This is a genomic window from Salinivibrio sp. PR6 (assembly GCF_001995955.1).
GTDB classification, from domain to species: Bacteria; Pseudomonadota; Gammaproteobacteria; order Enterobacterales; family Vibrionaceae; genus Salinivibrio; species Salinivibrio siamensis.
This window is the reverse complement of the sequence record NZ_MUFA01000004.1, coordinates 20,579-34,421: the sequence shown is the minus strand read 5'-3', so window position 1 is coordinate 34,421 and position 13,843 is coordinate 20,579. Positions and strand designations below refer to the sequence as shown.

The 13,843-nt window shown below is 51.1% G+C and carries 10 protein-coding genes; 2 read left to right on the top strand and 8 right to left on the bottom strand.

All coding sequences use genetic code 11. From position 1 onward, the window contains the following. Nucleotides 1–56 precede the first annotated feature (56 nt). The 3 genes from BZG72_RS03810 to znuA form a co-directional block, all read right to left on the bottom strand. On the bottom strand, nt 57–2,699 hold the full coding sequence (locus BZG72_RS03810) for an AraC family transcriptional regulator (protein ID WP_158075440.1): 2,643 nt from the start codon (nt 2,697–2,699) through the stop codon (nt 57–59). A gap of 188 nt (nt 2,700–2,887) precedes the next feature. Next, nucleotides 2,888–4,222, bottom strand: a complete 1,335-nt coding sequence (gene mepM, locus BZG72_RS03805) for a murein DD-endopeptidase MepM (protein ID WP_077579205.1) — start codon at nt 4,220–4,222, stop codon at nt 2,888–2,890. Next, nucleotides 4,206–5,102, bottom strand: coding sequence for a zinc ABC transporter substrate-binding protein ZnuA (znuA, locus tag BZG72_RS03800; protein WP_077666128.1), 897 nt, complete (start codon nt 5,100–5,102; stop codon nt 4,206–4,208). The genes mepM and znuA overlap by 17 nt, the downstream gene beginning before the upstream one ends. Before the next feature lie 80 nt (nt 5,103–5,182). Between znuA and znuC the strand changes: the two genes are divergently transcribed. Together znuC and znuB are read left to right on the top strand one after the other, a co-directional pair. Further along, the gene (znuC, locus tag BZG72_RS03795; protein ID WP_077579204.1) at nt 5,183–5,947 is read left to right on the top strand and encodes a zinc ABC transporter ATP-binding protein ZnuC; all 765 of its coding nucleotides are present in this window, start codon (nt 5,183–5,185) and stop codon (nt 5,945–5,947) included. Continuing rightward, entirely contained in the window at nt 5,940–6,728 is a 789-nt protein-coding gene (gene znuB, locus BZG72_RS03790; protein ID WP_046073550.1) for a zinc ABC transporter permease subunit ZnuB, read from the top strand. The genes znuC and znuB overlap by 8 nt, the downstream gene beginning before the upstream one ends. Nucleotides 6,729–6,809: 81 nt before the next feature. On the opposite strand, the gene sucD is transcribed toward znuB, so the two are convergent. The 5 genes from sucD to BZG72_RS03765 form a co-directional block, all read right to left on the bottom strand. Continuing rightward, on the bottom strand, nt 6,810–7,682 hold the full coding sequence (gene sucD, locus BZG72_RS03785; protein ID WP_046073551.1) for a succinate--CoA ligase subunit alpha: 873 nt from the start codon (nt 7,680–7,682) through the stop codon (nt 6,810–6,812). Nucleotides 7,683–7,684: 2 nt separating this feature from the next. Continuing rightward, nucleotides 7,685–8,851, bottom strand: a complete 1,167-nt coding sequence (gene sucC / locus BZG72_RS03780; protein ID WP_046073552.1) for an ADP-forming succinate--CoA ligase subunit beta — start codon at nt 8,849–8,851, stop codon at nt 7,685–7,687. A 107-nt stretch (nt 8,852–8,958) separates the two neighbouring features. Then, nucleotides 8,959–10,167 (bottom strand): 2-oxoglutarate dehydrogenase complex dihydrolipoyllysine-residue succinyltransferase, encoded by a 1,209-nt coding sequence (gene odhB / locus BZG72_RS03775; RefSeq protein WP_046073553.1) that lies wholly within the window; start codon nt 10,165–10,167, stop codon nt 8,959–8,961. Nucleotides 10,168–10,195: 28 nt separating this feature from the next. After that, a complete protein-coding gene (gene sucA, locus BZG72_RS03770) occupies nt 10,196–13,006 on the bottom strand; it encodes a 2-oxoglutarate dehydrogenase E1 component (protein WP_046073554.1) in 2,811 nt (936 codons plus the stop codon). Nucleotides 13,007–13,120: 114 nt separating this feature from the next. Then, the gene (locus BZG72_RS03765; protein WP_077666127.1) at nt 13,121–13,831 is read right to left on the bottom strand and encodes a succinate dehydrogenase iron-sulfur subunit; all 711 of its coding nucleotides are present in this window, start codon (nt 13,829–13,831) and stop codon (nt 13,121–13,123) included. Nucleotides 13,832–13,843: the final 12 nt, after the last annotated feature.

The window sequence follows — 13,843 nt, the reverse complement described above, 5'->3', positions numbered from 1 at the left end:
ATGCCACGTTTTCTTTTACGCGCATTTCCCCCTGGGTTTCAGGTCAACAGCCCAACCTAATCACGTATATCTGCCACGGTCATATCGGTCGTCGTGCGTCGATACTGCGAAGGACTGACACCAAAGTAGCTTTTAAACCGTTGACTAAAGTAAGCCGGATCGCGATATCCGCACGCCTCAGCCACATCCGCAACCGAATGCCCGTGCTGCAAGCGCGCAGCGGCATCACTCAGTCGTTTCTGCGTCACATAAGCGGTCACTGTCACACCAAAATACTGTCGACACTTACGTTGCAAATTACGCTCAGACATCGCTAACGCGCTTGCTACCTGAGCCATTGAAAAGTCAGGATCTTGGTACTTGGCCGCGATAACTTTCTCAAACTCGGCTGTCCATCGCTGATTGGCTTGGTCTGAAGCCAGCGCCAGTGATGAGGGCGATTCAAATCCGATAGGATATGTAACATCCGAGATTTCATCCAGCGGCCCGGAGGTGGGCACGCTCGATGTCTCTATGTGCACCGCCGACAAGTGACGTTGTCTCAAGGCTAAGATGACAGCCGCAAGAACCAGGCTCACAAAGCAGGCCAGTACCATGCCATTGATAATGTGAGGCAACAGAGGAAGAGAGACAGAGATGTCTAACACAGTATGGGAAGCACCATCACGCGGGATAGCAATACGTAATTGATAGTGCCCCCCCACCATATTGGCCAAAGAAATCGTATCACTGCCGGTTTGCTGCCAAGCGGCCAGTTTGTCAGCCATTGGCTGACCAGCGTGCTGATAAGGCACGAGCTGGTAATGCACGCGTGTCACTTGTCGTTCTGGAGGCCAACTCCCCCACGCTAGATAGGCGGGGCTTTGCTCTAGTAATGTCACCGCTGTTTGCTGTCGAGGACCAATACGCCAACGCTTGCGTTGCTGCCAAACCGCACCAATCACAACACTTGGCGGTTTACGCAGAGAAAACGCCAATTGGTCAGTATCTATCTGGTAGGTATAATCCCCTGCCAACAGAGTGAGTTGATGGGGTTGGGTCGCGTAGCAGGCCACTTTTTCTGCATCAGATGGGAGGCGAAATGTGCGCACGAACCCTCGTGGGGCAATGTGTACCAATGCTTGGTTACTGTACGCCCATACGCCGTCGCGGTTACCAGTGACACAGTGGAATCGCTCATCGGGTAGCGATAAATAAACCAATGACGCGGCGTCTGGGGCGCTAGGATCGTATTGATACACACCGCGCGCACTGGTGAGCCATAAACGACCTCGTTCATCGGTATACATATCCTGCACAGGCAGTCGGTCTTTCGCCAAGGGGACCGGCTTAAAATGACCGTCTCGATAACGGGTTAAGCCATTCTGGTCACGGATCCATACACTGCCGCGACCATCATCGTAAAAGCCTAACACCTCACCCGCGTGATGAGCCTGCCATCGCGTACCATAACTGACCAATGTCTGTGTGTCCGGCCAGTAGCGCATCACCTGATCGTCAACCGATAACCAGATGGTGCCCTCGGCATCAGTATACAAATGCTCAGCGGGCAAGGTTGCCAACTGGTCGGGTATGACGATGCTTGCCCCTGTTTTCGTATTGATCCCTTTTGTACCTGACGGTGTTGACCACCAAAGGCGCTGACCGTCTCGGGTGGCACTGAGGTATTCACCGCTTGGTGCATCCGAGGTCCATGGTACAGTGCGATACCCACTTAAATCGCGCCAACTGCCTCTCTCTAGCCCCCAAGGGTTACTCTGCGCCATAAAACCATGGGTAAGCACGCTGGGAAACGCACGGTGTTGATGAGTGATCCAACGCTGGCCCGGCGCACGATAACGTGTAGCCTGATCGGTTGAAAACCAGATCCCCCCTTCAAAATCTGCCCATAAAAAAGTGATGCTTTGGCCTGCTATGCCCTGAGAGCCTGGCTGCCAAACAGGCGTCGCGACACCGTCTAGGGAAAGTCGAAATAACCCGTTATGATTGGCGGCCCACAACCCGCCCGAGCCGACCGTCATTCTTTGGTAGCCTCCACGCGTATTCAACACGTGTTGTGCTTTTACTTGATCGCCCGATAATGCCAGTAGATAAACACGCTTTTCGGTACTGATCCATGCTCTGTCTTGTTTCGCCGTGATCGCTGTAATCGGCGTAGAAAAGCGTGTCAGTTGACGCACACCCGCGTCACTGAGTTGGTATAAGCTTGTCCCGACCGCAAACAATCGATGACCCGCAGTAAACCAAACACTATCAGCACGCCACGGACCCGTTCGCCACACGTGAAATGCCTTATCTTCCCGTTGATAGACGCTTATCTGGCCGCTTTGAATGTGCCATAGCGTATTATTGATCGTCGCCAGTCGTGGCGATTGGGGGGGATGAGGCGCATGATCAGCGCGTGTCTGTGCAACGGCATCGGGCAACGGGAAAGCGGTAAGCGTATTGGTACTTGGCTGGAAACGATAAACATGTTGCCTTCCTGCCATCCAAAGCACCTGATGAGCATAAGCAATGGTCAGGATCTTTTCATCAGGCAAGGTCAGGGCGTCGTTGAGTGGATGGCGCTGATGACCGTCAAAAAAATGAATGCGTCCTTGGTTATCCAACAGCCACATACCACCAGATGACTGCACCGCCACATCGCGAACATCACCGAGGCCATTAAGACCGCCGTATGATTGAAACGATGTGAGCAAGGGATCATGCGCCTGCAAAGGTAGGCAAGGAAAGATGAGAGCCAGCCATAACAAACAGAGACATCGGCGTTTCATGTACGAGAAGAGAGACAGGTTGCAGGATTCAGTAGCGTAGTGTCCTGCGACCTGCCCCTAAATAAAACCCTGCAACCCTAAATGTGAGCTAGGCCTCACATAATTGATACCCATTACCCATTTAATCGCTGCGCCAACGCCTGATGTGCACGTTTAGCTTGACGCTGGAACCCATTACGCTCGCCATTAGGAACGGGGTGCGCCTCAGGCAGCGGTACCTTCATCGCGTTGACCGGGTGACCGTATTTGAGCAATTCAAAATGAAGATGAGGCCCCGTTGAGCGACCGGTATTACCACTTAATCCGATTCGTTGTCCCATCGACACATGATCGCCCGGCTTCACTAAAATCCGATGCAAATGTAAATATCGCGTTGAATACTCACGCCCGTGTTTAATCACCACGTAATTACCCGCTAGCGGGTGTTTACGCGCTTTAACGACAACACCATCACCGGCGGCCAATACTGAGGTACCCACTGGCGTCGCGAAGTCAGTGCCATTGTGCGGTGAAATACGCCCGGTGATCGGGTGTTTACGATGTGGGTTAAACGATGAGCTAATACGATAGCGCTTGGCAGTGGGGTAACGACGGAGCGCACGATCAAGGCTTTGCCCCTTCTGATCATAAAAGCGTCCATCATGATGACGATAGACAAAAATGTCTCGACTGCCCGATTTGTAGAGCATGGCCGTGACCTTACCCGATGACACGGGTTTATTGTCGATGAACTCTCTGTTTACTTGTACCGCAAACTGATCGCCGCGACGAGATTGACGTCCAAAGTCAAAACGCCACTGTAACGCCGAGACCAGATTTTGAATCTGATTAGGTGTGAGCCCAGCTTGGCGCGCCTGCTGATAAAAGCTACTGTTCACCCGTCCAATCAAGGTCACACTCTCAAACTCGCCTTTGGTTTCCAAGCGCTGATAGTCAACGGTACCTTGATCGAACTGGTAATAGTCGCGGTATTTAATCGATTGATAAACGGTGAACGTCAGCAATCGACCTTCCTCGTCAACTTGCCATTCCATTTTTTGTCCGCGGCGAATATCGCCGGCTTTATCGTTCACATCCAGCATTTGGTAGAGCTGACCGATAGCGAGACCATACTGTGAGAAGATCTCACCGAGTGTATCCCCTGCCGCGACGGTGTGGTGATGGACACGCGGCGCCTCAGATGTGATGTCTTGCTCGAGCGCATCTTCAGGCACACTCAAGGCAGGATCGTTTGCATCCATGCCTTGCTCAATCGGTTCACTGTGATCCACTGTCGCCGGCGCTTGGTGTTGGTTGACCGCCGGCAACGGTTGCCGTTCTTTGGGAGAAAAAGGATGGGGCTGCCACATGAGGGCAGCGCCAACCAAAAGAGATAATGAAGCCAGGGCCAGCTTGTGCTGGCGAGGAAGTCTGGCTGTCACAGCGAGCCAGTTAGTCAGTAGTTTCATGCTTTAAACAACGTGTGAAACGATTTCCTAAATCTTTTAAAAACACCTGATAGCTATCAGGCGCTACCGGAATTGATGTCGCCAATGGATCTAAGGCAAGTACATTGACGTCATTATGTCGTGTCACAGCATCAATCAGTGCGGGATTAAACTGCGGCTCAGTGAAGATACAGGTCGCATCATGATTAAGCAAACCTCGGCGAATCGTCACCAAGGTTTTCGCCCCAGGCTTTTGACTTGGATCAACCGTAAAATGTCCTGTTTTTTCGAGGCCAAAAGCATCTTCAAAGTAACCATAGGCATCATGGAAGACAAAATACCCTGACTGAATACGGGTGGCGAGGTCTTGCTGAATATCGGCAACGGTTTGATCGAGCTGTTCATTAAAGCGAGTCAGGTTGGCTTGGTATTGCTCTGCTTTACCGGGAGCGGCTTCAATCAATGCCTCTGTAATAGCTTGTGCCGCCACTCGAGTCGTTTTGGGTCCCAGCCAAAGGTGCGGGTCAATATTGTGCTCGCCATGATCGTGTCCATGATGATGATGGTGCCCGCCATCAAAATGGCGCAACGGCATATTCTCGACCTGCGTCAAGGTCAATACAGAAGGTTTATCCGCCAACAATTTAGAAAGAAAGAGCTCTAGCTCGGGTCCCACCCAAATCGTCACATCCGCTTGATTTAAACCGCGTATGTCCGATGGCTTTAGCGCATAGCTATGCGGTGACGCCCCCGGCGGCAACAACACATCGACGGTATCGTCTTGTGTCACAAGTCCTGCCGCGATCAGCTGTAAAGGCTTAATCGATGTCATTACCGACGTAGCTTGCGCGGGCAATGCCAGTAGTAGTGCAATAAATACCCCAATGATACGCGCCGTCATTTTTCCTCTCATTCTTATGTTTTCTCACTGGCTATAAATGTTATAATATAACAATTCCAATTCACAATGCTTTTTTCACTATGACTGACTCGCTAGTCTCGCTCGATGCGGTGACGGTGACCTTCAATGGCCGCCATGTGCTGGATAAGGTTTCGATGCAACTAAAGCGCGGGCAAATTACCACGCTAATTGGCCCCAATGGCGCCGGGAAATCGACGCTTGTCAAAGCACTGATCGGTTTAGTTAAGCCGAGCGCCGGCACAGTACAAATAGCCCGAGACGTAAAAATCGGTTACGTACCTCAGAAGTTGCAGTTAAATCAAACTCTGCCGCTAACGGTTGATCGGTTTATTCGTCTGGGAACACGCTATACCAATGCGCAGATTAGCCAGGCGCTACATACGGTCAATGCCGAGTCCTTGCAATATGCGAATATGCATACCCTCTCCGGCGGTGAAACGCAACGCGTTCTACTCGCCCGCGCCATTTTAAAGCACCCTGATGTGTTGGTGTTAGATGAGCCAGTGCAAGGGGTTGATGTCAGCGGTCAATTGGAGATGTATAGCCTGATCAGTCAATTGCGTGATAGCCTTGGGTGCGCGGTACTCATGGTGTCGCATGACTTGCATTTAGTAATGGCTAAAACCGATGAAGTGATTTGTTTGCAGCATCATGTCTGCTGCTCCGGTGAGCCCGATGCCATCTCTCAGCACCCTTCTTATGTGGCGATGTTTGGTCGCCAAACCAGTGAGCAACTCGCGCTATATCACCACCACCATCATCATAAACATGATCTTGCAGGGCAACCTGTAAGCTGCGAACACCAAGAGCATCATCATGATTGAGTTCTTACTTGCCCCTATCATGGGCGGCTTATTGATCGCCGCCATTGCCGGCCCTTTGGGCTCATTTGTGGTCTGGCGACGTATGGCCTACTTTGGCGATACCCTCGCTCACGCCTCACTACTCGGTTTAGCGTTAGGCTTTCTGCTGCAAATCGACTTAAACCTCGCACTCGTGATCACCTGCTTACTCCTGGCGGTTTTATTGGTGGGACTACAGCGCCAACACCTGGTCTCGACTGATACCTTGCTCGGTATATTGGCTCACAGTGCCCTGTCATTGGGGTTAGTGTCAGTAAGCTTTTTGGACAACATGCGCGTCGATCTCATGGCCTATTTGTTTGGCGATTTGTTGGCGGTCTCTTTTGCCGATCTCACTTTACTAGCCATTGGCGCGTGCTTAACACTCGGGGTACTCGCGTATTACTGGGAGCAGTTACTGTCGATGACAGTCAGCGAAGAGCTTGCCAAGGTAGAAGGTATTGCAGTAGAAAAGCTGCGGCTGTTATTGATGCTACTGATTGGTTTGGTCATTGCGTTGGCGATGAAATTTGTCGGGGCATTAATTATTACCTCTATGCTAATCATTCCCGCGGCAACGGCACGGCGCATCGCCTCAACACCAGAGCAAATGGCCTCGTTTGCTAGCCTCATTGGGATGGCTGCGGTGCTGCTAGGTATGGCAGGCTCTTGGTTTTATGATACGCCCGCTGGCCCATCTGTGGTGGTTGCAGCAGCCAGTGTCTTTATGTTGGCGCAGTTATTGCCGAATCGCTCGCACTAAGCCCTAACCACTTATTATGTTTTCTATATCAAAAAGCCGCTCATATGAGCGGCTTTTGTTTATGCGATTACTTTGTCTGGCTTACCAGCTGGTTTTCTCGCGCAATGCTTTACCAATATCAGCAAGACTTTTAACCGTCGTGACACCCGCTGCTTCAAGGGCAGCAAATTTATCGTCTGCGGTTCCTTTACCACCAGAAATAATTGCTCCCGCATGACCCATGCGCTTACCTGGAGGTGCTGTTACCCCGGCAATATATGCCACTACGGGCTTGGTCACATTGGCTTTGATGTAAGCCGCCGCTTCCTCTTCTGCAGTCCCGCCAATCTCACCGATCATCACGATCGCCTCGGTCGCCGGATCCTTTTCGAACATTTCTAAAATGTCGATAAAGTTTGAGCCTGGAATAGGGTCCCCACCAATACCAACACAGGTGGATTGGCCAAAGCCTTCATCAGTGGTTTGCTTAACGGCTTCATACGTCAGTGTGCCCGAGCGCGACACAATGCCCACTTTACCAGATTGATGAATGTGCCCCGGCATAATGCCGATTTTAGACTCATCCGGCGTGATCACACCTGGACAGTTAGGCCCAATCATACGCACGCCTGCTTGGTCCAGCTTCACTTTTACTTCCAGCATATCCAGTGTTGGGATACCTTCCGTAATACATACAATAAGCTCAATACCAGCATCGATCGCTTCTAGGATCGCGTCTTTACAGAAAGGGGCCGGAACATAAATAACTGATGCTGTCGCACCCGTCGCCTCGACCGCATCGGCCACCGTGTTGAACACAGGTAAACCTAGGTGAGTCGTACCGCCCTTACCGGGGGATACACCGCCGACCATTTGTGTTCCATACTCAATAGCTTGCTCTGAGTGGAAAGTACCTTGTCCACCTGTAAAACCTTGGCAGATCACTTTGGTATCTTTATTAATCAGCACTGACATTGTTATTTACCCTCCGCGGCAGCAACGACTTTTTGAGCGGCTTCGGTTAGCGATGTTGCCGCAATGATATTCAAACCACTATCGGCCAGTTTCTTGGCACCTACATCAGCATTATTTCCCTCGAGGCGAACCACCACTGGAACTTTAACGCCAACTTCTTCGACTGCGCCAATAATGCCATCTGCGATCAAGTCGCAGCGCACGATACCGCCGAAGATATTCACCAAGACAGCCTTTACGTTGCTGTCAGACAGAATGATTTTAAACGCTTCTGTTACACGCTCTTTGGTCGCGCCACCGCCAACGTCAAGGAAGTTAGCTGGGCTGCCACCGTGCAAATTAACAATGTCCATGGTGCCCATTGCTAGGCCCGCACCGTTAACCATGCAGCCAATATTGCCATCTAGCGCGACATAGTTGAGTTCCCATTGCGCGGCATGCGCTTCACGCTCGTCTTCTTGGCTGGGGTCGTGCATCGCGCGCACTTTGGGTTGGCGGTAGACAGCGTTGCTATCAATGGCCAATTTAGCATCCAAGCAGTGCAAGTTGCCTTGGTCAGTAATAACCAAAGGGTTAACCTCAACCAGTGCAACATCTTTATCCAAAAACAGCTGGCCGATACCCACAAAAATTTTGGTAAATTGCTTGATTTGCTCACCTTCTAGACCCAGTTTAAAGGCCAGTTGGCGACCTTGATAAGGCTGAGGGCCAACAAGGGGATCAATCGATGCTTTGTGGATAAGCTCAGGGGTTTCTTCCGCCACCTTCTCGATTTCGACACCGCCTTCAGTCGATGCCATGAAAACAACGCGGCGTGAACCACGGTCGACAACCGCACCCAGGTAAAGCTCTTTGGCGATATCGGTGCATGACTCCACCAAAATTTTGCTTACCGGCTGACCGTTTTCGTCGGTTTGAAAGGTCACCAAGTTTTTACCAAGCCATTGCTGAGCAAACTGACGGATCTCCTCTTTGGAGTTAGCCAGTTTTACCCCGCCTGCCTTGCCACGCCCACCAGCGTGAACCTGGCATTTAACGACCCATTTGTTTCCGCCAATTTTATCGGCTGCTTCAGCAGCTTCTTGTGGTGTGTCGCAAGCATAGCCCTCTGAAACTGGTAGACCATATTCAGCGAACAGCTGCTTTGACTGATATTCGTGCAGATTCATGATGTTCTATCCGTGTTAGTGTCCATTATTGTGTCTTTTTGCTTTCCAAATGAGGGGACCTCCGTCCCCTCTAAAATGGCTCCCCTCAAAAACAGGGGGTAGCGCCATTAAACGTCCAGAAGCAGACGTGTTGGGTCTTCTAGAAGTTCTTTGATGGTCACCAAGAAGCCTACCGATTCACGACCGTCAATCAGACGGTGATCATAAGAAAGCGCCAGGTACATCATCGGCAAGATTTCGACCTTGCCATCCACCGCCATTGGGCGGTCTTGGATCTTGTGCATGCCAAGAATGGCTGCTTGAGGGGGATTAATGATCGGCGTTGACATCAATGAGCCAAAAACACCGCCATTGGTGAGGGTGAAGTTGCCCCCGGTCAGTTCATCGACGGTGAGCTTGCCATCACGGCCTTTAATCGCCAAATCACGGATACCCTTTTCAATATCCGCAAAGCCCAGCTTGTCGCAATCGCGCAGCACAGGGGTAACCAGACCACGCGGTGTAGATACCGCCATGCTGACATCGAAGTAGTTGTGATAAACGATATCATCACCGTCGATGGATGCGTTGACTTCTGGGTAACGCTTCAAGGCCTCGACGACCGCTTTCACATAGAAAGACATAAAGCCGAGACGAATATCGTGACGCTCTTCAAAACTATCACGGTATTGCTTACGCAAGTCCATGATGGGCTTCATGTTCACTTCATTGAAGGTGGTCAGCATCGCGGTACTGTTTTTCGCTTCTAACAAGCGCTCAGCGACACGTTTACGCAAGCGCGTCATAGGAACACGCTTCTCACCGCGTTCAGCCACAGGTGGCACATCTTGGCTTTGTGCTTTTTGCTCACCCTGCTCAGGCTGACTCTTAAGGTGTGCTTCAACATCTTCTCGCGTAATGCGTCCACCCACACCTGTGCCTTTCACGGCGTCAGGAGAGAGGTCATGCTCAGCAAGCAGACGACGTACCGCAGGACTTAACGCGTCGTTCGTCTCTTCTTCTAGTGAGGCGGTGTGGCGCTTGTCAGGTGAAGACTCTGATTGTGCAGGAACATCTTTGGTTGGCTCACCTGCGACGGCACCTTCTTTGATTTTGGCGATGGCCTGTTTCGCTAATACGGTTGACCCTTCATCTTCAATGATGGACTCCAACACCCCATCAGCAGGGGCAGGCACTTCCAGCACGACCTTATCTGTTTCAATATCAACCAGTACTTCGTCACGGGTTACCGAGTCACCTGGCTGTTTGTGCCATGTGGCAATGGTTGCGTCAGCCACAGATTCGGGTAAATCGGGAACCAGAATTTCGATTGTCATATCGTATTTATCCTTAATGTTCTAGTTCTTACTTTAGGGTCAGAGCGTCTTGAACTAACGCTTTTTGTTGTTTCTGGTGTACAGACATATAACCTACCGCAGGTGATGCGGATGCCGAGCGTCCGGCATAGGTCAATGTGGCATCTTGCGGTAAGGCAGCACGGAAGTTGTGCTGGCTGCTGTACCACGCCCCTTGGTTTTGTGGCTCTTCTTGGCACCAAACAAAGTCTTTCGCATTGCTATAAGGCGCAATCGCGTCTTTAACCGCGTCCAGAGGGAATGGATAAAGTTGCTCAATACGGATAATGGCAACGTCATCAATCTCTTGCTCTCGGCGTGCTTGTAGCAAATCATAATAGACTTTGCCCGAGCACATCACGACGCGTTTCACCTTGCTTGGCTCAAGATCGTCCATTTCACCAATCGCTGGTAGGAAATCACCCTCGGTTAAGTCTTCCAAGTTAGACACACACAGTGGGTGACGTAACAGCGACTTCGGTGACATAACGATCAAAGGACGACGCATTGGGCGCACCACTTGCCGGCGCAACATGTGATAAACCTGCGCGGGGCTTGATGGCACCACAACCTGCATATTTTGCTCAGCACACAGTTGCAGATAACGCTCTAAACGTGCTGACGAGTGCTCGGGACCCTGCCCTTCATAGCCATGAGGAAGTAGCATAGTCAGGCCACACATGCGGCGCCATTTTTGTTCACCAGAGCTGATGAACTGATCAATCACCACTTGCGCACCATTGCCGAAGTCACCAAACTGTGCTTCCCACACGGTTAAACCGCCTGGCTCAGCGGTGGCGTAACCGTACTCAAACGCCAGTACCGCTTCTTCCGATAACACGGAATCGAAGATCTCGAATGGTCCTTGTTTGTCATGGATATTTGCAAGTGGCAAATACGTGCTGCCATCTTCTTGGTTGTGGAGCACCGCATGACGGTGGAAGAAGGTGCCGCGACCTGAGTCTTGACCCGTAATGCGGATACGTTTGCCATCATCAACCAAAGTGGCATAAGCAAGGGTCTCAGCCATCCCCCAATCAACCATCTTTTCGCCTTCTACCATCGCTTTGCGATCTTTGTAGAGCTTGGCAACACGGCTGTGGAGTTTATGGCTATCCGGCAACTGGCAAATGCGATGACCCAGCTCTTTCAGACGCTTAGCATCGAACTTATTCGCCCACTCTACCGTCCAATCGTGGCCTAGATAGGGCGTCCAGTCGACAGAATGCAACACCATTGGGCGCCACTCTTTCACCACACACTCACCACTATCGAGAAGGTCACGATACTCATTGATCATCTCAGTGGCTTTTTCGAGATTAGCGACCCCTTGTTGATCCAATACATCGGCATACAGCTTACGCGGAGTAGGATGCTTTTTGATCTTTTGGTACATCATCGGCTGAGTCGCGTTGGGCTCATCCGCTTCGTTGTGGCCATGGCGACGGTAACAGACTAAGTCAATCACCACATCACGCTTAAACTCGTTGCGAAAATCGAGCGCCAAGCGCGATACAAAAGCAACCGCCTCGGGATCATCTGCATTGACGTGGAAAATCGGCGCCTGCACCATCTTAGCGATGTCTGTACAGTATTGCGTCGAGCGTGAATCAGCCGGATTCGACGTGGTAAACCCAATTTGGTTATTGACCACGATGCGCACGGTGCCGCCTACTTGGAAGCCTCGCGCTTGCGACATGTTGAAGGTCTCTTGTACCACTCCTTGCCCGGCGATAGAGGCATCACCGTGGATGGTAATAGGGAGGACACTCGAGCCGGTATTATCTTCCAGTCGGTCTTGGCGAGCACGCACGGACCCCATCACCACCGGGTTCACAATCTCAAGGTGTGAGGGGTTGAACGCCAACGCAAGGTGAACATCCCCCCCCGGTGTCGCGAAATCAGACGAGAAGCCTTGGTGATATTTCACATCCCCGGTTCCCCAACTCTCGTCTTGTTTACCCGCGAACTCATCAAAAAGCTCGGACGGTTTCTTACCTAATACGTTTACCAACACATTGAGGCGCCCACGGTGAGCCATTCCGACCACCACTTCTCGTGCGCCTTCGCTACCCGCGTGGCGAATCAGCTCTTTCAGCATCGGGATCAGCGAATCACCGCCTTCAAGAGAGAACCGCTTAGCGCCGGGGAATTTGGCACCAAGATAGCGTTCGAGGCCTTCAGCTGCGGTGAGCTCTTCTAAAAAGGTGAGCTTTTCTTCTTCGCTAAACTGCGGCTGTCCAACCACAGACTCCAGGCGACCTTGGATCCAGCGCTTTTCTTCGGTATCGGTAATGTGCATGTATTCTGCACCGATAGACCCACAATAAGTCTTCTCAAGCGCATCATACAGCTCGCCCAATTGCATATTGTCTTTACCAATCGCAAATGAGCCGACATTAAAGGTTTCGTTGAAATCCTGCTCATTAAGAGAGTGAAAAGCAGGTGACAGATCAGGTACAGGTTTACGTTTCCATAACCCGAGAGGGTCTAGGCTGGCCTGTTGGTGGCCGCGGAAACGAAAAGCATTAATCAGTTGAAGAACTTTGACTTGTTTCGCGTCTACATCTGGATCATTGACTGAAGCACTTGCACGCGATGTATCGGTAGCTAAGCGTCGAAAGTAATCACGAACACGAGAGTGAGGTTGTTCTACCGCGGTATCACTTACCACTGGCAGCTGGTCGAAAACCGCTCTCCATTCTTGATCAACTAACTCCGGGTCACTGAGGTACATTTCGTAGAGGTCTTCTACGTACGTTGCATTGGCGCCAGCCAAATGAGAAGACTCTAACCAAGCCTTCATCACGCCATTTTGCATTGTTATCCCTTAACCACTAGTTATTTATCCAAACACCGGTCTGAGGCCGGGTTACCTGTTATTAAGCCCCGTCCGAGGACGGGGCATTTTTTTCTACGTTATTGGTTCAGCGTTTTAAACGCCGCGCTGAATCAGCATAGACTTGATATGCCCAATTGCCTTGGTTGGGTTCAGTCCCTTTGGACATACACTGACACAGTTCATGATCCCGTGGCAACGGAAGACACTAAAAGCGTCGTCTAGATCAGATAACCGCTCTTCGGTCGCTGTGTCACGGCTATCCGCCAGCCAACGGTAAGCGGCAAGCAAGCCCGCTGGACCAACAAACTTGTCAGGGTTCCACCAAAATGAAGGGCATGCGGTACTGCAACATGCACACATAATGCACTCATACAAGCCATCAAGTTCCGCGCGATCTTCCGGCGCTTGCAAGTTCTCTCGCGACGGTGGCGTTTCATCATTCATCAGGTAGGGTTTGACACGCTCATAGTTCTCATAGAACTGCCCCATATCAATAATAAGATCACGCACCACCGGTAGACCGGGTAGCGGACGAATCACGATTTCGGACTTGTCCATCAGTGCGGACAGCGGCGTGATGCATGCCAGGCCATTTTTACCGTTCATATTGACGCCGTCAGAACCACAGACACCTTCACGGCACGAGCGACGGAAAGCCAAAGTAGGATCTTGCTCTTTAAGCTGAATGAGCGCATCCAGCAGCATCATGTCAGACCCTTCAGGCACATCCAGCGTGTAGTCTTTCATGTATGGCGCATTATCTACATCTGGGTTGTAGCGATAGATAGAAAACTTAACATTCATCGTTCTCGACCC